Source organism: Luxibacter massiliensis, assembly GCF_900604355.1.
GTDB classification, from domain to species: domain Bacteria; phylum Bacillota; class Clostridia; order Lachnospirales; family Lachnospiraceae; genus Luxibacter; species Luxibacter massiliensis.
The window spans coordinates 1,896,197-1,918,187 of record NZ_UWOE01000001.1 but is presented as its reverse complement, the minus strand read 5'-3'; the positions used below and the strand labels follow the sequence as shown (position 1 = coordinate 1,918,187).

The window sequence follows — 21,991 nt, the reverse complement described above, 5'->3', positions numbered from 1 at the left end:
AGTTACATAAGGAACCCGGCAGAAGAGTGAACGCAAGTTCACTCTTCTTTGTTGGTAGGCTTATTTTAACAATGATGAATAAAGTTCAAAGGAAAAGGAGTTTAGTGTGTCAAGAAGAGAACAGTATGAGCAGAAAACAGAGGAACTATTGGAGCCGATTGTGACGGGATCTGGGTTTGAGCTTGTGGATGTGGAATATGTGAAAGAGGGCGGAACATGGTATCTGCGGGCCTATATTGATAAACCCGGCGGAATTACCGTGGATGACTGTGAGAAGGTCAGCAGGGAATTTTCAGATATTCTGGACCAAAAGGATTATATTGAAGATTCCTATATATTTGAGGTGAGTTCCCCGGGACTTGGCAGGCCTTTAAAGAAGGAGAAGGATTTTAAAAGGAGCCTTGGCGAGGAAGTAGAGATACGGACATACCGGATGATCGGCAGGCAGAAAGAATTTACAGGGATTTTAAAGGATTTTGATAAAGATACTGTGACCATAGAATACGAGGACGGCGCTTCACAGACCTTTGAAAAGAGTGAGATTGCCTTGATCCGGCTGGCTTTTGATTTTTAATTTAGGAGGAAATAATAATGAATACAGAATTGTTGGAAGCGTTGAATATTCTTGAACAGGAAAAGAACATCAGTAAAGATACGATGCTGGATGCCATTGAGAATTCTTTAATCAGTGCGTGTAAAAACCACTTTGGGACAGCCGAGAATATAAAAGTGATCATGGACAGAGAGACTTGTGATTATGCGGTATATGCGGAGAAAGAAGTTGTGGAGGAGGTATTTGACCCGGCCCTGGAAATCAGCCTTGAGGAAGCAGAAAACTTAGATTCCGCCCTCCAGATTGGGGATGTGGCACAGATACCTATAGAGTCAAAATCCTTTGGCCGTATTGCCACCCAAAATGCCAAGAACCTGATTCTCCAGAAGATCAGGGAAGAAGAGCGGAAAGTGGTATATGACCAGTATTTTGAGAAAGAGAAGGATATTGTAACAGGAATTGTGCAGAGATATATGGGAAGGAACATCAGCATCAACTTAGGCAGGGCAGATGCAATGCTGACAGAGAATGAACAGGTAAAAGGCGAAGTGTTCCAGCCTACAGAACGTATTAAGTTATATGTGGTGGAAGTAAAGAATACGCCGAAAGGGCCAAAGATTCTTGTATCCAGAACGCACCCGGAGCTTGTGAAAAGGCTGTTTGAGTCCGAAGTGTCTGAGGTAAGGGACGGCACAGTGGAGATTAAGAGCATTGCAAGGGAGGCAGGTTCCCGCACCAAAATGGCTGTCTGGTCTAACGACGACAATGTGGATCCGGTAGGCGCCTGTGTGGGCATGAACGGCGCCAGGGTAAATACAGTCGTCAATGAATTAAGGGGAGAAAAGATTGATATTATCAATTGGAGTGATAACCCGGCCCTTCTGATAGAAAATGCCTTAAGTCCTGCTAAGGTTATCTCGGTAATGGCGGACCCGGATGAAAAGACTGCCAGTGTAATCGTGCCGGATTACCAGCTTTCACTGGCTATCGGCAAGGAGGGCCAGAATGCCAGGCTGGCAGCCCGCCTGACAGGGTATAAGATCGACATTAAGAGTGAGACCCAGGCTATTGAGTCCGGGGAGCTTCCAGAAGATTATATGGAACAGATGGCCATGATGGAAAACGGTTATGAGGACGGCTATGAAGAACCGTTTTCAGAAAAAGAAGAGGCCGATTATGAGGGAGGGGAGGTTCCCGGGGATACTCAGGAGGAAGAGTATGGCGAGATAGAATTCATTGAAACAGAGGATGAGTAATAACCTTATGAGAGGTGAAATAATTGAGAAATAAAAAAATACCGATGCGCAAATGCGTCGGATGTGGTGAGATGAAACCAAAGAAAGAGATGCTGCGTATTTTGCGGACGGCAGAAGAAGAATTTGTGTTGGATGCCACAGGCAGGAAAAATGGGAGAGGGGCCTATCTGTGCTGTTCACAGGACTGCTTTCTGAAAGCTGTGAAAAGCAAAGGCCTGGAACGCTCATTCAAGCAGCCAATTCCTGAAGGAGTATATAAGCGCCTGGAAAAGGAGATGAGTGAGATTGAAACAAGATAGAGTATTATCTCTGGTAGGCCTTGCAACAAAGGCAGGAAAAACTGCGAGCGGAGAGTTTATGACAGAGAGCGTGACAAAGTCAGGGAAAGCTGCGCTCGTGATCGTGGCGAAGGATGCTTCGGACAACACAAAAAAGAAGTTCCAAAATATGTGTGAATTTTATAAGGTTCCAATTTGTTTTTACGGAGATAAAGATACCTTAGGGCATGCAATGGGAAAAGAATTCCGTGCATCTCTGGCGATATTGGACGAAGGATTTGCAAAGGGAATTCGAAAACAATTAGAGGCGAAAGACAATACAATTGCATAGAGGAGGTAGCAAATATGACAAAAATGAGAGTACATGAACTGGCCAAAGAGCTGGGAATCGAAAATAAGGCATTGATGGATATGCTGGGAAAGAAAAATGTGGAGGTGAAAAGCCACATGAGCTCTTTGTCTGATGAGGTGGTGGAAGAGATCAGAAATGAAAGGAAAGGCTCTGCCCCGGCAGAGAAGCCTGCCCAGTCAGAGAAACCGGCAGATGAGTCTGCTCCTAAAAAGAAAAATATTGTACAGGTGTTCCGGCCTCAGAATTCTAAAAGCGGCGGGCGGATGCCAAACGGACGCCAGGGCCAGCGCCCCCAGGGACAAAGACAGCAGCCTGGCCAGCGCCCCCAGGGAAGCCAGGGACAAAAACCCCAGGGCCAGCGCCCTACAGGGGCCTCTCAGGGGCAGAGGGCGCAGGGAACCCAGCAGAACAGCCAGCGTCCCTCAGGCCAGGGCCAGCGTCCTGGAGGAAATGTGCAGGGCCAGCGTCCTACAGGTATGCCTCAGGGCCAGCGTCCCCAGGGAAGCCAGCAGGGACAGAGAACGGCAGAGCCGGGGCAAAGGCCCGCACAGAGGGCCGCAGTATCAGGCCAGGAGGCCAGGCCAAGCCAGTCCTATGGGCAGAGGCAGCATAGCGGCCAATCTCCAAATGGGGAGGGAACCCAGGGACAGAGGTTCGGCGGCCGTGACCGTGGACAGAGGCCGGAGGCAGAGCAGGATTTGGCAGGGGGCCAGGAGCGGTATGGCGGCCAGGGAGGCAGAAATGCGGCAGGCCAGCGGCCCGGAAGCCAGTCCTCACGTTCAGGAGAACAGTGACAAGGAGATGACAGGATCGAATCCGCACAGAGAGAAGAAGAGCCGAGAAAAAGGCTAAAGATAAGGAAAAAGAATACAAGAAAAAGGAATACAGAGAGGAAGAGTTTGACGGCAAAGGCAAGAAGGGCAGAAAACAGAAGCAGGCTGCCGAGGTCGTGAAACCCCAGCCAAAGGCAGAAAAAAAAGAGGAAGTGATCAAACAGATTGTAATTCCTGAAGTCCTGACAATCAAAGAGCTGGCTGATAAGATGAAGCTTGTGCCTTCAGCAATTGTGAAGAAGCTTTTCCTGCAGGGTAAAGTTGTGACAGTAAACCAGGAAGTGGATTATGAGACTGCTGAAGAGATTGCCATGGAATTTGATGTGCTCTGTGAAAAGGAAGAGGTCATTGATGTCATTGAAGAACTCTTAAAAGAAGAGGATGAGGATGAAGGCAGCATGGAAAAGAGACCGCCTGTTGTCTGTGTCATGGGGCACGTAGACCATGGCAAGACCTCCCTGCTTGATGCCATCAGGGACAGTAATGTGATAGACCGGGAGGCCGGTGGGATCACCCAGCACATTGGGGCCTATGTGGTAGAAATAAACGGGGAGAAAATTACGTTCCTGGATACGCCAGGACACGAGGCGTTTACCGCTATGCGCATGCGCGGGGCCAACTCCACAGATATTGCCATACTGGTAGTCGCGGCAGATGACGGCGTAATGCCCCAGACAGTGGAGGCTATCAACCATGCAAAGGCCGCAGGGATAGAAATTATTGTGGCCATCAATAAAATTGATAAGCCAAGCGCCAATATAGACAGAGTTAAGCAGGAATTGGCGGAATATGAGCTGATCCCTGAAGATTGGGGCGGAAGTACCATATTTGTGCCAGTATCTGCCCATACAAAAGAGGGAATACCGGAACTGTTGGAAATGATCCTCCTTACAGCAGAAGTGATGGAGCTGAAAGCCAATGCAAACCGTTCGGCCAGAGGCCTTATTATTGAGGCTGAGCTGGATAAAGGGAAGGGGTCTGTGGCCACTGTCCTTGTACAGAAGGGAGTGCTTCATGTAGGGGATGCAATCGCGGCAGGATCCGCCCATGGCAAGGTGCGCGCTATGATGGACGACAAGGGGCGCCGTGTAAAAGAGGCAGGGCCATCCCAGCCAGTTGAGATTTTGGGGTTAAATGACGTGCCCAACGCAGGGGAAGTCTTTGTAGGCTGCCAGACAGAGAAAGAGGCAAGGAATTTTGCAGAGACATTTATTTCTCAAAACAAGGTGAAGCTTCTGGATGAGACAAAAGCCAAGATGTCACTGGACGATCTGTTTACCCAGATCAAAGAAGGAAACTTAAAAGAGCTGAATATAGTCGTAAAAGCAGATGTGCAAGGATCTGTGGAGGCCTTAAAGCAGAGCCTGCTCAAACTCTCCAACGACGAAGTGGTCATTAAGATCATACATGGAGGCGTGGGAGCTATCAATGAATCAGATGTAAGCCTGGCTTCTGCATCAAACGCCATTATCATAGGTTTCAATGTCCGTCCCGATGCCACAGCCAAGGAAATCGCAGACCATGAGGGTGTGGATTTAAGGCTGTACAGGGTTATCTACAACGCTATAGAGGATGTGGAGGCTGCTATGAAAGGAATGCTGGATCCAGTATTTGAGGAAAAAGTACTGGGCCATGCAGAAGTGCGGCAGACATTCAAAGCATCTGGCGTGGGGACAATTGCAGGGGCATATGTGCAGGACGGTATTTTTGAGAGGAATTGTTCAGTCAGGCTGACCCGCGACGGCGTTGTCATTTTTGACGGCCCACTTGCATCCTTGAAGCGTTTTAAAGACGATGTGAAGGAAGTAAGGGCTGGATATGAGTGCGGTTTTGTGTTTGAAAATTACAATGACATTAAGGAAGGCGATCTTGTAGAGGCATACAAGATGGTAGAGATAGAGAGAAAATAAAAGGGGTATTATGGGACAGCCGGGCATACCTCAGTGAGCGGGCCTTATCCCATTGGCTTACTGTGGGATAAGGGGGCAGGCGGGCACTGAAAGAAAACAGCAGGAGGCATATTATGAGGAAGAACAGCATAAAAAATACAAGGATTAATGCGGAGGTACAAAGAGAACTGAGCAATATCCTACGGGGGGGCATCAAAGATCCCCGTATTGCGCCCATGACTTCTGTTGTGGCAGCAGAGGTGGCGCCAGACTTGAAAACATGCAGGGCATATATCAGTGTGCTGGGGGATGAGTCAGTCCAGCAGGAGACACTCAAAGGCCTTAAGAGCGCGGAAGGGTATATAAGGAGGGAACTTGCCAGGACACTGAATATGAGGAATACTCCAGAGATTCGTTTTATTTTGGATCAGTCAATCGAGTATGGCGTCAATATGAGCAAAAAAATAGATGAGCTGACCAGAGATTTGAAAGATGAGGCAGAATAAGTATGAAGATACAATTATCGGAAGTGCTCACAGGCAAAAGGACTGTGGCACTGGGCGGGCATGTCCGCCCGGATGGGGACTGTACAGGGTCTAGCCTGGGACTATATATCTACTTAAAGGAGCAGTACCCCCATATCGAGACAGACTTGTACCTGGAGGAGATTCCAAAGGAGTACCATATTCTCCGGCGGACGGGTGAGATTAAGCACCAAATTGCGGCGGGAAAACAATATGATTTGTTTATCTGCCTGGACTGCGGGGATGCAGGCAGGCTTGGTTTTTCTGCGCCCTTATTTGAGCAGGCGGCTGAGACATTGTGTATTGACCATCATGTCAGCAATGAGGCCTTTGCCGATAATAATTATATTGTGCCAGATGCAAGCTCCACTTCAGAGCTGGTATTCGGGCTCCTGGATTATGAAAAGATCAGCCTTCCAACGGCTGAAGCACTTTACATGGGGATTGCCCATGATACCGGAGTGTTCCAGTACCCCTGTACATCCCCGGAGACAATGGAGGCGGCCGCAGCCCTGATGCGCAAAGGAATAGACGGAAGTAATATTATTGATAAGACTTACTATGAAAAGACCTATGTACAGAATCAGATTTTAGGCAGGGCCCTTCTGGAGAGCATTTTGATCCTGAATAAAAAATGTATTGTATCCTCAGTGAGCAAAAGGGAAATGGAATTCTACGGAGCCGGCCCCAGCGACCTAGAAGGGATAGTGAGCCAGCTTAGGCAGACTAAAGGAACAGAAGTCGCGCTCTTTATGTATGAGCTGGATACACAGCAGTTTAAGATAAGCCTGCGCTCCAAAGGGCAGGTGGATGTTAGTGTAATTGCAAAATATTTCGGCGGCGGCGGCCATGAAAGGGCAGCAGGATTTACGATGAACGGCTCCTGCCATGATGTAATCAATAATGTAGGGCGCCAGATTGAGCTCCAGCTGCAGACAATAAATACGCAGGTGGATGCTGTATGTTAAACGGTGTAATTAATGTATACAAAGAGAAGGGGTATACTTCCCACGATGTAGTAGCAAGGCTCAGGGGCATATTAGGGCAGAAGAAGATTGGGCACACAGGGACTCTGGATCCAGATGCAGAGGGGGTCCTTCCGGTCTGCCTCGGCAGGGGGACCAAGCTGTGCGGCATGCTGACAGACAGAGATAAGACTTACGAGGCAGCCCTTCTTTTTGGCAAGGTGACAGATACCCAGGATATTTCAGGCACAGTACTTTCTGACAGGGATACTTCTGCACTTTTGGAGGCGGAGAAACTCCCGGGGCAGCCGATAAAAAAATGTATTGAATCTTATATTGGTGAATACTGGCAGCTCCCTCCCATGTATTCCGCTCTAAAGGTCAATGGGCGGAAGCTGTATGAACTGGCCCGGGAAGGGGTGGAGGCAGAGAGGAAGCCGCGGAAAGTATGGATACATGATATCAAAATACTGAAAATGGATCTTCCCAGGGTTTCTATGGAAGTGACATGTTCTAAAGGCACTTACATACGCACTCTCTGCCATGATATAGGGCAGGATATGGGCGTTGGGGCATGTATGGAAAGCCTTTTGCGGACCAGGGCCAGTGGTTTTCTGCTGCAGGACAGCCTGAAGCTGGCACAGATAGAAGAACTTAAAAGGGAAGGCAGAATCAAGGAAGCTATCCTGCCAGTGGATGCAATGTTTCCCGAATTGGAGGAACTGGGGGTGCTGGACAAATACAGGCCTCTTGCCTATAATGGGAACCCCTTGAAGGAGCAGTATATGCAGAAACACTTAAAGCCGGCGGATGGACAGTGGTTCAGGGTATATGACGGAGACAGAGTTTTTATAGGGATTTATAGGTATTGGGCCCAGAAGCAGGAATACAGACTGGAACAAATATTTTTAGATCAGGAAGAATTGCGGTGACAGACATGCAGTATTATACAGATATTCAATCTTATCAGGGAACAGGGCGCACAGTGGTTACGCTGGGAAAGTTTGACAGTCTGCACCGGGGGCACCAAAAGCTGATCGACTGCGTGCAGAAATATGCGTCTTCAAAAGGGGATTACAGCATTGTGTTTGCCTTTGACATGCAGAGAGATACATTGCTTACAAATGAAGAGCGCAGAGAGAGGCTTAAGGGTAAGGTGGATTGCCTCATACAATGTCCGTTTACAGAGGAAATACGGGAAATGCAGGCAGAAGCCTTTATTGAGGACATACTTTTGAGAAAATTCCATGCTTCCTGCATTGTGGTGGGCAGTGATTTTAGGTTTGGCTATCAGAGGCGCGGCAATGCGGCTATGCTGGCCCAGTTTGCGGACAGGTATGGGTATCATCTGGAAATTGTGGACAAGGCGGTGTATTCCGGCAGAGAAATCAGCAGCACATATATAAGAGAGGCCTTAGCTGCAGGAGATGTGGAGCTGGCCGGGGAACTTCTCGGATACCCGTATTATATGTCAGGTAAAGTAGAGTATGGTAGGCAGCTGGGAAGAAAGCTTGGCTTCCCCACCATGAATGTGGCGCCGGAAAATAGGAAAATTGTACCCAAATATGGGGTATATATATGTAGGATCCTAGTGGACGGCGTCCCTTTTGAGGGGATTGGGAACGTAGGCACGAAGCCTACAGTGACGGACGATTTGAGAGTCCTAAATGAGGTGCATGCATTTGATTTTCACGGGGATGCGTATGGGAAAAAAGTAATTGTTGAGTTTTGTAAATTTGCAAGGCCGGAAAGAAAGTTTGCTTCCATATCCCAGCTGAAAGAACAGGTGGAATGGGATATTGAGTGCGCAAAGCAATATTTTAATCGGGATTCCCTAGTGTCAGCTGCGGAATGTAGGCCTTAAAAAGAGATGGGGGTTCATTGCAGGGGGAAATAAAAGTGCTGCTTTACATTGGGAAACAACTATGTTATACTGTCAAAGTATGAATTCAGCCGGTGTCCGGTAACAGGAGAACTCCAACCGTTACTTAATGCCAGGCGGTTTAACAAGATTTTAAGAGGAGGAAACAAACATGATCGCAAAGGAAAAGAAACAGGCAATTATTGCAGAATATGGAAGAAGTGAGGGGGATACTGGTTCTCCAGAAGTTCAGGTTGCAATTTTAACAGCAAGGATTAATGAACTTACAGAACATTTTAAGGTAAACCCCAAGGATCATCATTCAAGAAGGGGCCTTCTGAAGATGGTAGGCCAGAGAAGAGGCCTTTTGGCATATCTGAAGAAGATGGATATCGAAAGATACCGTAGTTTGATAGAGAGGCTTGGCCTGAGAAAATAGTCCAATATCCCCGATGCAGGTCATTGGGGCATTTGGCCCTCGCGGCACACTGCCGGCGGGAATAAAAGCTTTATATTTGCTGCCATGGGATATGATTTAAACCATATTCTGTGGCAGCATTTTTGCCCTCAGGGGGATGGCCGGCCCTCTTGTTTTGCCCTTGTATATGGAAGAATGGTGTGGTATAATATTTAAGGTTATGGGCAGGATGGGAGAACCCGAGACCACTGAAAAGGATATTGGGGGTATACTAATATGTTTTTCAGTAGTTTCGGAGCCTCCTGGCCAAGAAAATACTTTATTAAAGGAGAACAATATGTATAAGAAGTTTGAAATGGAACTGGCTGGCAGGACTTTACAAGTCGATGTGGGGAGAGTGGCCAAGCAGGCCAACGGCGCAGTACTGATGCACTATGGAGATACAACGGTACTTTGTACGGCAACTGCATCTGAAAAACCAAGAGAAGGGATTGATTTCTTCCCCCTGAGCGTGGAATATAATGAGAGACAGTATTCTGTAGGCAAGATTCCGGGAGGATTTAATAAAAGAGAGGGAAAAGCATCAGAGAATGCCGTGCTTACATGCCGCGTCATTGACAGGCCGATGCGTCCGCTGTTTCCAAAGGATTACAGGAATGATGTGACACTGGAAAATCTTGTCATGTCAGTAGACCAGGACTGCAGTCCTGAACTGACAGCCATGCTGGGGGCGGCCATTGCCACATCTATATCTGACATCCCCTTTGACGGGCCTATTTCTACCACACAGGTGGGACTGGTGGACGGGGAGTTTGTATTTAACCCTACTGCTCCCCAGAAAGAGGCCTCAGACATGGCCCTGACAGTTGCCTCTACAAAAGAGAAGGTAATTATGATCGAGGCAGGCGCCAACGAGGTGCCGGAGGCAAAGATGATCGAGGCAATATTTGCGGCACATGAGCTGAACCAGAAAGTAATCGCCTTTATTGATACTATTGTCGCAGAGTGCGGCAAGGCAAAGCATACTTATGAGAGCTGTGCTGTGCCTGAGGAACTGTTTGCCGCAATCCGCGAAGTGATCCCTCCGGCAGAGATGGAGGAGGCTGTCTTTACAGACGACAAGCAGACTAGAGAAGAAAATATCCGTATACTCACCCAGAAGCTGGAGGAGGCGTTTGCTGACAGGGAAGAGTGGCTGGCTGTATTGGGGGAGGCCGTTTACCAGTATCAGAAAAAGACAGTCAGAAAGATGATTTTAAAGGACCACAAGCGCCCTGACGGACGTGGGATTGATGAGATTAGGGCGTTGGCTGCTGAGATAGATTTGATTCCTAGAGTACATGGATCTGCCATGTTCACAAGAGGGCAGACACAGATCTGTACAATCACGACTCTGGCGCCTCTCTCAGATGCACAGCGGATTGATGGATTAGATGAGGCAGAGACATCCAAGCGGTATATGCATCACTACAATTTCCCGTCATATTCTGTAGGTGAGACAAAACCCTCAAGGGGCCCTGGGCGCCGCGAGATTGGACATGGGGCGCTGGCAGAGAGGGCGTTGGTTCCGGTACTGCCGGATGAGGCACAGTTCCCTTATGCCATACGCACAGTGTCTGAGACATTTGAATCCAATGGCTCCACATCCCAGGCAAGTATCTGTGCATCCAGTATGTCCCTGATGGCTGCCGGCGTGCCCATAAAAGCGGCAGTGGCAGGAATCTCTGCAGGCCTTGTGACAGGGGAGACAGACGATGACTACCTTGTGCTTACGGATATCCAGGGCCTGGAAGATTTCTTCGGGGATATGGATTTTAAGGTGGCGGGGACACATAAGGGTATTACTGCAATCCAGATGGATATCAAAATCCACGGACTGACAAGGGCCATTATCGAGGAGGCAATTGCAGCCACCAAGAAAGCAAGGACTTATATTTTGGATGAAGTGATGAACAAGGCGATTGCACAGCCCAGGCCGGAAGTTGGGCCATACGCCCCCAAAATCATGCAGATGCAGATTGATCCCCAGAAGATTGGAGATGTGGTCGGACAGCGGGGTAAGACGATCAATGCAATCATTGAGCAGACAGGCGTAAAGATAGATATTACTGATGACGGCGCTGTTTCTATCTGTGGGACAGAGCAGGAAGGTATGGATGCAGCGGCTAAATTAATTGCGACCATTACCACAGACTTTGAAGCCGGGCAGGTCTTTGAAGGAAAAGTAATCAGTATTAAGGAATTTGGGGCGTTTCTTGAGTTTGCCCCAGGCAAAGAAGGAATGGTCCACATTTCTAAGATTTCAAAGGAACGGGTGAACAAAGTGGAAGATGTGCTTAAAATGGGAGATGTGGTAAAAGTAGTCTGCCTGGGGAAGGATAAAATGGGCAGGTTCAGTTTCAGCATGAGGGATGTTGCTGAATAAACCCCAATCCCATTTGTGCTTATGTTTGTCTGGATAGGTATTTAAATATGGAAAGGGCGGGAGTCCTTATGAACAGCGCCGGCTGTGTAATCGTCAGATTATGCGGCCGGCGCTGTTTTTTCTTTACATAGGAAATTTTGTTGGATTTCCTATGAAGCCAGAGACCCCGATGCAAGCACTCTCTGCCGGATTAAGCTGCGGCGGAGTGGGATTATATGGCCCATGGGATCCGACCCAGGCGGAGAATTATGCCATAGCAGATTCTTTCTTAAAAACCCAATGTCATATTTTCATCCATGCCACATATATTGTTTAGAGAGGTGGACAAGATGAACAGGGAAAACAGAAAGAAACAGGTTTTACAAGTGCTTTCCAGGAAGGTCAGGGAGATCGTGGAAAACGAAGGGGCAGATTTCTGCAAAGTACAAGAGATTCGGATGCGGGTGGGGAAACCCCTTATCATGGTCTATGACAATGAGGAAATATTTCTTCCCTCCGGGGGGAGGGAAGGGCACCTTATTACAAAAGAAGAAATACGGGAGACGATGGAATATATCAGCCATTATTCCCTTTATGCTTATGAGCATGAACTAAGGCAGGGGTTTATTACGATTGAAGGAGGGCATAGAGTGGGAGTGATGGGAAAAGCAATTCTGGAGGAGGACAGAGTGAAGAATCTCCAGTATATTTCTTCAGTAAACTTAAGGATGTCCCATGAAATTTTGGGTTGTGCGGACAGAGTGCTGCCCTTTATCACAAAAAACAGACAGGTGTGCCATACATTGGTCATCTCTCCCCCACGCTGTGGGAAAACTACGCTGATCCGTGATTTGATCCGGCAGATTTCTGACGGCAACAGTTATGTGAAGGGGTGCACGGTGGGGGTGGTAGACGAGAGATCCGAAATAGGAGGATGTTATCTCGGCATCGCACAAAATGACCTGGGCATAAGAACCGATGTGCTGGACTGCTGCCCAAAGGCCGAGGGGATGATTATGCTGATCCGTTCTATGGCGCCTCAGGTGATTGCGGTAGATGAGATCGGCTCCATGGAGGATATCCACGCGATTGAATATGCCATGCAGTGCGGCTGTAAAATGATTGCCAGCGTACACGGGCTTTCGATGGATGAAGCTTCCTCCAAACCGGTTTTGGGAAAGCTGATTAAGGAGCGCAGGTTTGAGCGCTATATTGTACTGGGGAACGAAAAAAATCCCGGGGAGATCCGGGAAATTTATGATGAACGGGGGAGCCAGCTATGCAGAGATTTATAGGGAGCCTGCTTATTATAGCGGCCACCACAGGGGCAGGGGTGCTTTACGGCACAGAGCTTAAACGGTATTTAGAAAAGCTTTTGTACATACGGCATGTCATATATATGCTTAAGGGAGAGATGGAGTATTCTAATGCACCTCTGGGGGAAGTTTTTGGACGAGTCGCGGCAAGGGTCAGGGAACCTTACAGGACATGGCTTGTGACCATGGAGAGGAAGGTTGAGAACAGGGAGGAGGATGGGTTTGCCAAGATCTGGAACCGGAGCATTGACACATGCCTGGGGGAACTTAAGCTGAAAAGTGCCCATTCCATTCAGCTAAAGGAGCTGGGAACCTTTCTAGGGCAGCTTGACAGGGGGACATCGGACCGCACTATGCAGCTGTATTTAAACCGGCTGGAGCTGGAAATCGAGAAGGTAAGAGAGGGGATGGCAGCAAAGAAAAGAATCGGAAACTGTCTGGGAGTGATGGGAGGGATCTTTCTTGTTGTCATATTGATATAGACAGGAGGGGCCCATGAGCATAAATTTGATATTTAAAATTGCGGCGGTAGGCATCCTGGTATCCATTTTAAGCCAGGTGCTTAAGCACAGCGGGAGGGACGAGCAGGCATTTCTGACAAGTTTCGCCGGACTGATCCTTGTACTGTCATGGGTACTGCCGTATATATATGATTTATTTCTATCAATCAAACAGCTTTTCTCCCTGTAGCCGGAGTACAAGAAAGGAGGGTATCTCTATGAGTATGATCCAAATCGGGATAATCGGCGTGATAGGGGCACTTTTATCTATACAATTTAAAACAGGGAAACCTGAATATGGAATCTATATGAGTGTGGCTGTAAGTATTCTTATTTTTGCATGTATTGTGGACCGTCTCGAAATGTTTGTAAGGACTGTGTCACAGATCAACCAGTATATTAAAATTGATACAAGCTATATTGCTACCATGCTGAAAATGATAGGGATTACATACATAGCGGAATTTTCCTCCAGTGTCTGTAAAGACGCAGGGCACCAGACCATTGCGGTACAGATAGAAATTTTCAGTAAACTGACCATCCTGGCTTTGGGCATGCCTGTGCTGCTGGCACTTTTAGAAACCATCAGGGAGTTCCTGACATGAGGCTGGAAGGGATAGGGGGCATGGTGATAGGCAGGAGAAAAGCAGCAAAGTACTGCCTGATTTTTATTTTCTCTGCTGCCATGGCTGCCGCCGCAGGACTGTATCACAACGATTTAGAAGTATATGCGGCGGATAGGGAGGAGGGAGGAATAAGGGCCGGGGAAGATACGGCAGGCGTTGAGGAAAATGGGACAGACTACAATGCTGTGGCGCAGGAAACTCAGGATAAGCTGTTTGATGAATTTGACTTTCAGGAAATAGACGACAGCCTGCAGAAAATATTCCCAGAGGAAAAAATGGACTTTCAGGGCCTGGTTGAGGGCCTGGTCCAGGGGGAGTGGGAAAATGCCGGCAAACTTATAGGGGAATTTATTCTAGACCAGGCCGCCTATGAATTCAGATATAACAGGCAGAATCTTGCCTATATGCTTTTAATTGCAGTGATCGCCGCCGTGTTTACAAATTTTTCCAATGCTTTTCAGAATAGGCAGGTGTCAGAGATCAGCTTTTATGTATTGTATATGCTTCTGATTACGATGTGCCTGAATGCATTTAGGATAGCAGTAGATGGAATTGAAGGGCAGCTTGAGCTGCTGCTGGATTTTATGCGTGTGCTGTGCCCCAGTTATTTCCTGGCCGTTGCCATTGCCTCAGGGAGCAGCAGCGCATTGATTTTTTATAATATTGTGCTGTTTTTGATTTATGTGGCAGAGGTACTGATACTTAGGTTCCTGCTCCCTGTAATCAATATTTATATTATGGTGCAGGTTATGAATTATCTCTCAGGGGAGGAATATTTATCCCAGTTTGCCGGCCTGCTAAAAAAACTGGCAGAGTGGATACTAAAGACACTTTTAGCCTGTGTGGCAGGGATCAATATAATACAGGCCATGCTGGCGCCCGCCATTGACACTTTAAAGCGAAGCACACTGACAAAAACTGCCGAGGCCATACCCGGCATAGGGGGCGCCATAGGCGGGGTGACAGATGTGGTACTGGGGGCCGCCGTACTGATTAAAAATGGTATTGGCATGGCAGGGGCGGTGATACTCATAGCTATCTGCGCAGTGCCTCTGCTGCAGATGGTGGTTATGATGTTTTTGTACAAAATGACGGCAGCCTTGGTGCAGCCTGTATCTGATAAAAGAATTACAGGCTGCATAAGCGGTGTGAGTGAGGGGTTTGAGCTGCTTGTGAAAGTGATTTTTTCCACCGGGGTGCTGTTTTTGCTGACAATCGCGGTTGTAGCGGCTTCCACCACTTAAGGACATAGAAGGAGTGCAGGAATGTTTGAGTATTTATATGAGTGGATACAGAATATCGCTTTTTATCTGGTTATTATGACGGCGGTGCTTAAGATCATACCCGGAAAGGAGTACAAAAAATACGTACAGTTTTTTTCCGGATTAGTCATGATACTGCTTATGCTCACGCCTGTACTTAAGCTGGCAGGGATAGAACAGACCTTTTATGAATTGTACCACAGCAGGGAATATGAGATGGAGAAGGAGGAAATTGAGGCCCATAAAATGTATCTGGAGGAGATGGACATCCTGGATTTTTTACCCCAGGAATACCAATACAATGATAGCAGCAGGGAAGATCCTAAGACGGACCCAAATAAGATAGAAGTGGAGGGGATTCAGATTGGAAAATAAGTGGAAGGAGATCGTAGAAAAACTCAAAGGCCAGAAAGGGATTCCCGGAAAAAACCAGCTGCTTATTATATTTCTGGCAGGGCTCCTCCTTGTGGTCATCGCCATCCCTGCATCAGATAAAAAGGGGGGCGGCACAGAGAGGGAAGATACCTCCGTGCAGGATGGCTTAAGCTCATATTCTTCTCAGAATTCCAGCGGTGAATATGAAGAATATATGGAAAGGCGGGTTGCAGAGGCTTTGGAATGTGTAGAGGGGGTGGGGAAAGCGGAGGTGATGATTACTCTTAAATCATCAGGCCAAAAGATTGTGGAAAAGGACCAGCAAAGCAGCAGCCAGGTGTCACAGGAGGAGGACAGTTCAGGCGGCACAAGGACTGTAGAGGATCAGACAGCCGATAAAACAAGCATATATGAACAGACATCGGACGGATCCCAGTCCCCCTATGTGAGTAAAGAAATGGCGCCGGAAATAGCGGGCGTGCTTGTGATCGCCCAGGGAGGGGACGATGCAGTTGTCGTGCAGAACATTACTGAGGCGATCCAGGCATTATTCGGAGTAGAGGCGCATAAAATAAAAATAATGAAAAGGACTGATACATAAAAGGAGGATTCCAAGTGAAGCGTTTATTTAAGAAAAATCAGATCATCATTACTACACTGGCAGTTATGATTGCCATCGCCGGATACCTGAATTATTCAGGGCGGCTGTTCGGGCAGTCCGAGAAGAGTACCACAGAGGCCAATGCAGAACTGGCGAACAAGGAGCTGTTAGACATTTCGGAGGAGGATATTGAAACAGGATCCGGGGATATTGCCAGCAATGACTCTGAGATAGAAGGGACGCCCGGGGAGGCTGTTCTTACAAACGGCGGCACAGACACCACTGTGGCACAGGCAAAGGTGGCAAGAGAACAGGTGCGGGCCCAAAATAAGGAGACACTGCAGTCTATTATAGACAATACAAACATCAGCGACCAGGAGAAGCAGGATGCCATTGCACAGATGGTAAAAATGACGGAGCTTTCCGAGCAGGAGGTTGCCATAGAGACACTGATGTCCTCAAAAGGGTTTTCTGACGCCGTGGTCAGCCTGACAGAGGACTCCGCGGATATTGTGGTGAACAGTGCAGAGCTTACAGACGCCAACCGGGCGCAGATAGAGGACATCGTGACAAGAAAAACAAGCATAGCGCCGGAAAATATTGTCATCACTCCTATCCATGAGGGAGCTGAGTAAAAGCGGCAGGAAATTACATACAGTCCAGTTTATAATTTCTGGAAAAGGGGAAGAATATTTCCAGTAAACAATTGCGGCAGATTATTTCTTATGTTAAACTTATTAAATATGTCCTGGATAAAGAGGTATCTGTTCTGCCGGAAGTTCCTGCCCGGCGGGGCAGATATGCTTTGTACCGTGGACTTTGTAAGGACAGGAGAGGAAGAATATGTCAGAGATTACGAATGAGATAAAAAAGAGAAGGACATTTGCAATTATTTCCCACCCCGATGCGGGAAAGACTACGCTGACTGAAAAGTTTCTGCTGTACGGAGGCGCCATTAACCAGGCCGGCTCTGTCAAGGGGAAGGCGACGGCAAAACATGCGGTATCAGACTGGATGGAGATTGAGAAGGAGAGGGGGATTTCCGTTACATCCTCTGTACTTCAGTTTAATTACAGTGGATTCTGTATCAATATCCTGGATACGCCCGGCCACCAGGACTTTTCTGAAGATACGTACAGAACTTTGATGGCTGCAGATTCCGCGGTCATGGTCATTGATGCCTCCAAGGGGGTGGAGGCCCAGACAAGAAAATTATTTAAGGTCTGTGTCATGAGGCACATACCTATTTTTACGTTTATCAATAAGATGGACCGGGAGGCGAAAGATACTTTTGATTTGTTGGACGATATTGAAAAAGAGCTTGGGATTGCCACGTGTCCCGTAAACTGGCCAATAGGTTCGGGAAAGGCCTTCAAAGGGGTATATGACAGGCAGAAGCAGGAGGTAGATCTGTTCTCTGACACTCATAAGGGGACGGCCACCGGAGCGGTTAAGGTACTGGATGCCAATAACCCGGAACTGGACTGGATATTAGGGACTGAAGCAAAAGTGACACTCCAGGAGGAGATTGAGCTTCTGGACGGCGCAGCCGCTGAGTTTGACCAGGAGCTTGTAAGCAGAGGCGAGCTCTCACCAGTTTTTTTCGGGTCGGCGCTGACAAACTTTGGCGTTGAGACGTTTCTTAAACACTTTCTGGATATGACAAGCTCACCCCTCCCAAGGAAATCTGACAAAGGGGAGATAGACCCGATGTCAGAAAAGGATTTCTCAGCCTTTGTATTTAAGATCCAGGCAAACATGAACAAGGCGCATAGAGACAGGATTGCCTTTATGCGGATCTGTTCTGGCAAGTTCGAGGCGGGGATGTCTGTGTATCATGTGCAGGGAGGCAAGGACGTCAGGCTGTCCCAGCCCCAGCAAATGATGGCCAGTGAGCGTAAGATGATCGAAACCGCTTACGGGGGCGACATTATCGGAGTATTTGACCCAGGTATTTTTTCTATTGGGGATACATTGACCGCCGCCAAAGACCGGTTCGCATATGAGGGAATCCCCACGTTTGCCCCGGAGCACTTTGCCCGGGTACGCCAGGTGGATACTATGAAGAGGAAGCAGTTTGTAAAGGGGATTAACCAGATTGCCCAGGAGGGGGCCATCCAGATTTTCCAGGAATTTAATACAGGTATGGAGGAAATTATAGTCGGTGTTGTTGGCGTCCTGCAGTTTGACGTACTGAAATACCGCCTTGTCAATGAATACAATGTGGAGATTAAACTTGAACCCCTCCCCTATGAGCATATCCGCTGGATTGAAAACCATGACGCCGACATGGACAGGCTGGTTGGGACTTCCGATATGAAGAAGATTAAGGACCTAAAAGGGCGTCCCCTGCTTCTTTTTGCACATGAGTGGAGCATTAAGATGACCCTGGACAGAAACCAGGGCCTTAAGCTGTCTGAATTTGGGCGTTCCTGATATTACCCTTTTCAAATATTGGGTTGTTTGTTATAATATAAAAAGAGATTAAACCAACAGGAGGTTTTTACGATGGCAAAGGACGAAAGAAATACGTATACAATACAGAATGATTCCAGCTTGGGCGAGGTGAAGATTGCAGATGAGGTGGTGGCAATCATTGCGGCCCTGGCAGCCACAGAGGTGGAAGGAGTCGCTTCCATGGCAGGGAATATAACCAACGAACTGATAGGCAAGCTGGGTATGAAGAATATTTCAAAAGGCGTAAAGGTTGATGTGCTGGAAGGCGTTGTGACTGTCTCCCTGGCATTGAACCTGAAATATAACTACAGCATCATGGAGATTTCATCCAGGGTGCAGGAGAAAGTAAAGAATGCCATTGAGAACATGACCGGACTGGAAGTTGCAGATGTCAATATTAAGGTTGCAGGAGTAGAAATGGAGAACCCTTCATAACCTTTTCGTTGCAAAGGGCAGAGGGTGTGTAGTATAATAAGGGATGTCGTAAGACATCCCTTTCTTTATGATGTGGGAAAGCTTCGGCTTTCCCACATCATAAACTCTCCGCAGGATGCGCACGATGTGCCGAGGCAAGCTGCCAAAGCAGCTGTGCATCGGCGTGCAGACCGGAGCAGGTCCCTCATTTTTGAGGGACTTAGGGAGTCTGGTGGGCGGATAATTCCGCTTTACCCTATCCAGGCTGGAGAACCCTAAAATAAGTTTTTGCGGGTGGGTCTTTACAGAATAATGGGGATGGGGCGAAAGGAGCGAACATGGTAAGAAGAGAACTTCGGGAGCATATTTTTAAAATGCTTTTCCAGATTGAATTCAATGAGACCAGTGATATGCCAGAGCACTTGCTGTTATATTTAGATAACCTGCAGAGTGCATCTGAGGATGATAGAGACTACATAAAGAGAAAATTTGAGGCGGCCAGCCAAAAAATACCAGAGATTGACTGCATTTTGAATGAGAAAACGTCTGGGTGGAAGACTACTAGAATGAACAAGGTAGACCTGACCATCCTGCGCCTTGCTGTCTACGAGATGAAATGGGATGATGAAGTACCAAAAAGAGTAGCGATTAATGAGGCTGTGGAGCTGGCCAAAAGATTCAGCGGCAAGGAAGGGCCTTCCTTTGTAAATGGAGTGCTGGCAAAGCTGGCGGGTGATAAGGAGGACTGACCCTGGCCCGGCGGGAGATAAGGGATGCGCAATGTATATACAGTAAAGCAGGTAAATGCCTATATCAAGAATATGTTTACACAGGATTTTATGCTGAACCGGATTTATGTGAAAGGTGAAGTGTCTAACTGTAAATACCATACTTCAGGGCATATATATTTTTCATTAAAGGATGAGTCCGGCACCATAGCCTGCGTTATGTTCGCAGGCTCCAGGTCAGGACTTTCTTTTCGTATGCAGGAGGGCCAGCAGGTGGTTGTGTTGGGAGCTGTCAGTGTGTATGAGAGGGATGGGAAATATCAGCTCTATGCCCGTGAGATTATACTGGACGGGGCAGGGCTGCTATATGAGAGATTTGAGGCATTAAAGTCTGAGCTTGCCCAGATGGGGATGTTTGCACAGGAATATAAGCAGCCTATCCCGAAGTATGTGAAGACAGTGGGGATTGTGACAGCGCCCACGGGAGCGGCTGTGAGGGATATTATCAATATTGCTGCCAGGAGGAACCCTTATGTCAGGCTTATCCTCTATCCGGCCCAGGTACAGGGTGACGGAGCTGCTGACAGTATTGTCCGGGGAATTCAAATGCTGGAGAAAAAAAAGGTAGATGTTATAATCGTGGGCCGGGGAGGCGGATCTATAGAGGATTTATGGGCCTTTAATGAAGAAGTGGTTGCCAGGGCAATCTTTGACTGCCTGGTGCCGGTCATCTCAGCCGTGGGGCATGAGACAGACACCACCATAGCAGATTATGTGGCGGATATGCGCGCCCCTACGCCCTCGGCGGCGGCGGAGCTTGCCGTGTATGAATACCTGGGGACAGCCAGCGCAGTCAGGGAATATGAACTGGCTCTCAGGAAACTGATGGGGCAGCGGATTTCAAGAGAAAGAGAGCGGGCCAAACAGGCGGCGCTAAAGTTAAAGCTAAAGCATCCCAGGCAGAAACTTTTGGAGAAGCAGCAGCGGCTTGCCGATTTACGCCAGAGGACGGCGTTTCTGATGGAGGCGGCCCTGCAGGACAGGAGGCGCAGGCTGGAATTATATATAGAACAGATGAAAGGGTGTTCTCCCCTTGCTAAATTAAATCAGGGGTATTCCTATGTGGAAAATGCCGGGGGTAAGAATGTTAAAACAGTTTCGCAGGTGCAGGCGGGAGATGTACTGAAAATATATATGACAGATGGATATGTGCGGGCAGCTGTCAGGGAGATAACGGAGGTGAAGCCAGATGGCGGTAAATACAAATAAACAGGGCCAGCAGGAGGAAGAAAGGCCTTCCCTGGAAGAACTGTTTTCTGGGCTGGACAAGGTCATTGCCAGGATGGAGGGGGAGGATATCACCCTTGAGGAGTCATTTTCTCTGTACCAGAATGGGATGGATATGCTCAGGCAGTGCAGTGAGACTATAGATGCAGTGGAAAAGAAGGTGCAGATTCTGGATGAGGATGGTGAGGAGCATGACTTTTAAAGAGGAGTATCAAAAAAGGACGGAGAATATAGAGCGTATTCTTTCCCAGTACCTGCCTCCATCAGAGGGATACCAGTCTGTAATTATGGAGGCAATGGAATATAGCCTAATGGCCGGAGGGAAGAGGCTACGCCCCATGCTCATGCAGGAGGCTTTCTCTCTGTTTGGCGGCCAGGGTGAGGTGATAGAGCCGTTTATGGCTGCCATTGAAATGATCCATACTTACTCCCTGGTACATGATGACCTGCCGGCCATGGATAATGACGATTACCGGAGAGGAAGAAAGACTACCCATGTAGTGTATGGCGAGGATTTGGGGATCCTGGCCGGGGACGCTCTGTTAAATTATGCCTTTGAGACAGCAGCCAGGGCCTTTGATATGGATCCTGGCCGCAGCTTATGTATTGGGCGGGCCCTCCAAATCCTGGCGGGGAAAGCCGGTATTTATGGCATGATAGGGGGCCAGGTGGTGGACGTAAAGTCAAGCGGGACAGTGATTTCAGGGGAAAAGCTGGACTTCATCTATAGACTGAAAACAGGGGCTCTTATCGAGGCCTCCATGATGGTGGGGGCTGTATTGGCAGATGCCGGATCAAAACAGGTGGGGCAGATGGAAGCAATCGCCAGGAAAGTAGGACTGGCATTCCAGATTCAGGACGATATTCTGGATGTCACCAGCACAGAAGCGGTCCTTGGCAAACCCGTACACAGTGATGAGAGGAATGCAAAGACGACTTATGTGACATTAAAAGGCATTGAGGAGGCAGGCAGGCTTGTGGGACAGATATCCAGGGAGGCCATGGCTTCCCTCCATGAATTACAGCCCCAGGACAGTTATTTGGGGCAATTACTGGAGTCATTGATCTACCGTGACAAATAGAGAGGGAGAT

At 48.0% G+C, this 21,991-nt stretch carries 25 protein-coding genes and 1 pseudogene; all 26 read left to right on the top strand.

The annotated features are described in order from the left end of the window. Positions 1-106: 106 nt before the first annotated feature. Positions 107-574, top strand: a complete 468-nt coding sequence (gene rimP, locus EFA47_RS08860; protein WP_122642949.1) for a ribosome maturation factor RimP — start codon at positions 107-109, stop codon at positions 572-574. A 17-nt stretch (positions 575-591) separates the two neighbouring features. Continuing rightward, positions 592-1,809, top strand: a complete 1,218-nt coding sequence (gene nusA, locus EFA47_RS08855; protein WP_122642948.1) for a transcription termination factor NusA — start codon at positions 592-594, stop codon at positions 1,807-1,809. Positions 1,810-1,853: 44 nt separating this feature from the next. After that, complete coding sequence (gene rnpM / locus EFA47_RS08850; RefSeq protein ID WP_408631206.1) at positions 1,854-2,108, top strand: RNase P modulator RnpM; 255 nt, start codon at positions 1,854-1,856, stop codon at positions 2,106-2,108. Continuing rightward, positions 2,095-2,418, top strand: coding sequence for a L7Ae/L30e/S12e/Gadd45 family ribosomal protein (locus tag EFA47_RS08845; RefSeq protein ID WP_122642946.1), 324 nt, complete (start codon positions 2,095-2,097; stop codon positions 2,416-2,418). The genes rnpM and EFA47_RS08845 overlap by 14 nt, the downstream gene beginning before the upstream one ends. A gap of 14 nt (positions 2,419-2,432) precedes the next feature. Then, a pseudogene (infB, locus tag EFA47_RS08835) lies at positions 2,433-5,182 on the top strand (translation initiation factor IF-2). Between the two features lie 113 nt (positions 5,183-5,295). Further along, positions 5,296-5,667 (top strand): 30S ribosome-binding factor RbfA, encoded by a 372-nt coding sequence (rbfA, locus tag EFA47_RS08830; protein WP_122642943.1) that lies wholly within the window; start codon positions 5,296-5,298, stop codon positions 5,665-5,667. 2 nt (positions 5,668-5,669) lie between these two features. After that, the gene (locus tag EFA47_RS08825) at positions 5,670-6,653 is read left to right on the top strand and encodes a DHH family phosphoesterase (RefSeq protein ID WP_122642942.1); all 984 of its coding nucleotides are present in this window, start codon (positions 5,670-5,672) and stop codon (positions 6,651-6,653) included. After that, positions 6,647-7,582, top strand: coding sequence for a tRNA pseudouridine(55) synthase TruB (gene truB / locus EFA47_RS08820; RefSeq protein WP_122642941.1), 936 nt, complete (start codon positions 6,647-6,649; stop codon positions 7,580-7,582). Before EFA47_RS08825 ends, truB begins: the two co-directional genes overlap by 7 nt. A gap of 5 nt (positions 7,583-7,587) precedes the next feature. Beyond that, a complete protein-coding gene (locus EFA47_RS08815) occupies positions 7,588-8,514 on the top strand; it encodes a bifunctional riboflavin kinase/FAD synthetase (RefSeq protein ID WP_122644475.1) in 927 nt (308 codons plus the stop codon). Between the two features lie 169 nt (positions 8,515-8,683). Next, positions 8,684-8,950: a 30S ribosomal protein S15 gene (gene rpsO / locus EFA47_RS08810; RefSeq protein ID WP_122642940.1), complete on the top strand. Its 267-nt coding sequence runs from the start codon at positions 8,684-8,686 to the stop codon at positions 8,948-8,950. Positions 8,951-9,266: 316 nt separating this feature from the next. After that, complete coding sequence (locus EFA47_RS08805; protein WP_122644474.1) at positions 9,267-11,354, top strand: polyribonucleotide nucleotidyltransferase; 2,088 nt, start codon at positions 9,267-9,269, stop codon at positions 11,352-11,354. Positions 11,355-11,683: 329 nt separating this feature from the next. After that, positions 11,684-12,628: a stage III sporulation protein AA gene (gene spoIIIAA / locus EFA47_RS08795; RefSeq protein ID WP_122642938.1), complete on the top strand. Its 945-nt coding sequence runs from the start codon at positions 11,684-11,686 to the stop codon at positions 12,626-12,628. Next, entirely contained in the window at positions 12,613-13,131 is a 519-nt protein-coding gene (locus tag EFA47_RS08790) for a stage III sporulation protein AB (protein WP_122642937.1), read from the top strand. The genes spoIIIAA and EFA47_RS08790 overlap by 16 nt, the downstream gene beginning before the upstream one ends. 13 nt (positions 13,132-13,144) lie before the next feature. Next, positions 13,145-13,339, top strand: a complete 195-nt coding sequence (gene spoIIIAC, locus EFA47_RS08785) for a stage III sporulation protein AC (RefSeq protein ID WP_122642936.1) — start codon at positions 13,145-13,147, stop codon at positions 13,337-13,339. A gap of 28 nt (positions 13,340-13,367) precedes the next feature. Further along, entirely contained in the window at positions 13,368-13,754 is a 387-nt protein-coding gene (locus EFA47_RS08780; RefSeq protein ID WP_122642935.1) for a SpoIIIAC/SpoIIIAD family protein, read from the top strand. After that, positions 13,751-15,019 carry a stage III sporulation protein AE gene (locus EFA47_RS08775; protein WP_235853240.1) on the top strand — a complete coding sequence of 423 codons (1,269 nt, stop codon included), beginning with the start codon at positions 13,751-13,753 and terminating at the stop codon, positions 15,017-15,019. The genes EFA47_RS08780 and EFA47_RS08775 overlap by 4 nt, the downstream gene beginning before the upstream one ends. A gap of 21 nt (positions 15,020-15,040) precedes the next feature. Then, positions 15,041-15,412 carry a stage III sporulation protein AF gene (locus tag EFA47_RS08770; protein ID WP_122642934.1) on the top strand — a complete coding sequence of 124 codons (372 nt, stop codon included), beginning with the start codon at positions 15,041-15,043 and terminating at the stop codon, positions 15,410-15,412. Beyond that, positions 15,402-16,013, top strand: coding sequence for a stage III sporulation protein AG (locus EFA47_RS08765; RefSeq protein WP_122642933.1), 612 nt, complete (start codon positions 15,402-15,404; stop codon positions 16,011-16,013). The genes EFA47_RS08770 and EFA47_RS08765 overlap by 11 nt, the downstream gene beginning before the upstream one ends. A gap of 14 nt (positions 16,014-16,027) precedes the next feature. After that, complete coding sequence (locus EFA47_RS08760; RefSeq protein WP_122642932.1) at positions 16,028-16,648, top strand: SpoIIIAH-like family protein; 621 nt, start codon at positions 16,028-16,030, stop codon at positions 16,646-16,648. A gap of 90 nt (positions 16,649-16,738) precedes the next feature. Continuing rightward, entirely contained in the window at positions 16,739-16,876 is a 138-nt protein-coding gene (locus EFA47_RS19860) for a hypothetical protein (RefSeq protein WP_164689958.1), read from the top strand. Then, on the top strand, positions 16,857-18,449 hold the full coding sequence (locus EFA47_RS08755) for a peptide chain release factor 3 (RefSeq protein ID WP_122642931.1): 1,593 nt from the start codon (positions 16,857-16,859) through the stop codon (positions 18,447-18,449). The genes EFA47_RS19860 and EFA47_RS08755 overlap by 20 nt, the downstream gene beginning before the upstream one ends. Before the next feature lie 72 nt (positions 18,450-18,521). Then, entirely contained in the window at positions 18,522-18,905 is a 384-nt protein-coding gene (locus EFA47_RS08750) for an Asp23/Gls24 family envelope stress response protein (protein WP_122642930.1), read from the top strand. Positions 18,906-19,222: 317 nt separating this feature from the next. Beyond that, entirely contained in the window at positions 19,223-19,633 is a 411-nt protein-coding gene (nusB, locus tag EFA47_RS08745; protein ID WP_122642929.1) for a transcription antitermination factor NusB, read from the top strand. A gap of 24 nt (positions 19,634-19,657) precedes the next feature. After that, positions 19,658-20,881 (top strand): exodeoxyribonuclease VII large subunit, encoded by a 1,224-nt coding sequence (xseA, locus tag EFA47_RS08740; RefSeq protein WP_122642928.1) that lies wholly within the window; start codon positions 19,658-19,660, stop codon positions 20,879-20,881. Continuing rightward, positions 20,862-21,101 carry an exodeoxyribonuclease VII small subunit gene (gene xseB / locus EFA47_RS08735; protein WP_122642927.1) on the top strand — a complete coding sequence of 80 codons (240 nt, stop codon included), beginning with the start codon at positions 20,862-20,864 and terminating at the stop codon, positions 21,099-21,101. The genes xseA and xseB overlap by 20 nt, the downstream gene beginning before the upstream one ends. Continuing rightward, a complete protein-coding gene (locus EFA47_RS08730; RefSeq protein WP_122642926.1) occupies positions 21,091-21,981 on the top strand; it encodes a polyprenyl synthetase family protein in 891 nt (296 codons plus the stop codon). The genes xseB and EFA47_RS08730 overlap by 11 nt, the downstream gene beginning before the upstream one ends. The last annotated feature ends 10 nt before the right edge of the window (positions 21,982-21,991 follow it).

What these genes read in the sequence shown, in the direction of transcription:
- xseA (WP_122642928.1), top strand. Translation starts at nt 19,658, where the DNA reads ATGCGCAATGTATATACAGTAAAGCAGGTAAATGCCTATATCAAGAAT.
- EFA47_RS08815 (WP_122644475.1), top strand. Translation starts at nt 7,588, where the DNA reads ATGCAGTATTATACAGATATTCAATCTTATCAGGGAACAGGGCGCACA.
- EFA47_RS08755 (WP_122642931.1), top strand. Translation starts at nt 16,857, where the DNA reads ATGTCAGAGATTACGAATGAGATAAAAAAGAGAAGGACATTTGCAATT.
- EFA47_RS08775 (WP_235853240.1), top strand. Translation starts at nt 13,751, where the DNA reads ATGAGGCTGGAAGGGATAGGGGGCATGGTGATAGGCAGGAGAAAAGCA.
- EFA47_RS08805 (WP_122644474.1), top strand. Translation starts at nt 9,267, where the DNA reads ATGTATAAGAAGTTTGAAATGGAACTGGCTGGCAGGACTTTACAAGTC.
- EFA47_RS08730 (WP_122642926.1), top strand. Translation starts at nt 21,091, where the DNA reads ATGACTTTTAAAGAGGAGTATCAAAAAAGGACGGAGAATATAGAGCGT.
- EFA47_RS19860 (WP_164689958.1), top strand. Translation starts at nt 16,739, where the DNA reads ATGTTAAACTTATTAAATATGTCCTGGATAAAGAGGTATCTGTTCTGC.
- EFA47_RS08790 (WP_122642937.1), top strand. Translation starts at nt 12,613, where the DNA reads ATGCAGAGATTTATAGGGAGCCTGCTTATTATAGCGGCCACCACAGGG.
- spoIIIAC (WP_122642936.1), top strand. Translation starts at nt 13,145, where the DNA reads ATGAGCATAAATTTGATATTTAAAATTGCGGCGGTAGGCATCCTGGTA.
- rbfA (WP_122642943.1), top strand. Translation starts at nt 5,296, where the DNA reads ATGAGGAAGAACAGCATAAAAAATACAAGGATTAATGCGGAGGTACAA.
- xseB (WP_122642927.1), top strand. Translation starts at nt 20,862, where the DNA reads ATGGCGGTAAATACAAATAAACAGGGCCAGCAGGAGGAAGAAAGGCCT.
- EFA47_RS08770 (WP_122642934.1), top strand. Translation starts at nt 15,041, where the DNA reads ATGTTTGAGTATTTATATGAGTGGATACAGAATATCGCTTTTTATCTG.
- EFA47_RS08750 (WP_122642930.1), top strand. Translation starts at nt 18,522, where the DNA reads ATGGCAAAGGACGAAAGAAATACGTATACAATACAGAATGATTCCAGC.
- EFA47_RS08780 (WP_122642935.1), top strand. Translation starts at nt 13,368, where the DNA reads ATGAGTATGATCCAAATCGGGATAATCGGCGTGATAGGGGCACTTTTA.
- truB (WP_122642941.1), top strand. Translation starts at nt 6,647, where the DNA reads ATGTTAAACGGTGTAATTAATGTATACAAAGAGAAGGGGTATACTTCC.
- nusA (WP_122642948.1), top strand. Translation starts at nt 592, where the DNA reads ATGAATACAGAATTGTTGGAAGCGTTGAATATTCTTGAACAGGAAAAG.
- rnpM (WP_408631206.1), top strand. Translation starts at nt 1,854, where the DNA reads ATGCGCAAATGCGTCGGATGTGGTGAGATGAAACCAAAGAAAGAGATG.
- EFA47_RS08825 (WP_122642942.1), top strand. Translation starts at nt 5,670, where the DNA reads ATGAAGATACAATTATCGGAAGTGCTCACAGGCAAAAGGACTGTGGCA.
- rpsO (WP_122642940.1), top strand. Translation starts at nt 8,684, where the DNA reads ATGATCGCAAAGGAAAAGAAACAGGCAATTATTGCAGAATATGGAAGA.
- nusB (WP_122642929.1), top strand. Translation starts at nt 19,223, where the DNA reads ATGGTAAGAAGAGAACTTCGGGAGCATATTTTTAAAATGCTTTTCCAG.
- spoIIIAA (WP_122642938.1), top strand. Translation starts at nt 11,684, where the DNA reads ATGAACAGGGAAAACAGAAAGAAACAGGTTTTACAAGTGCTTTCCAGG.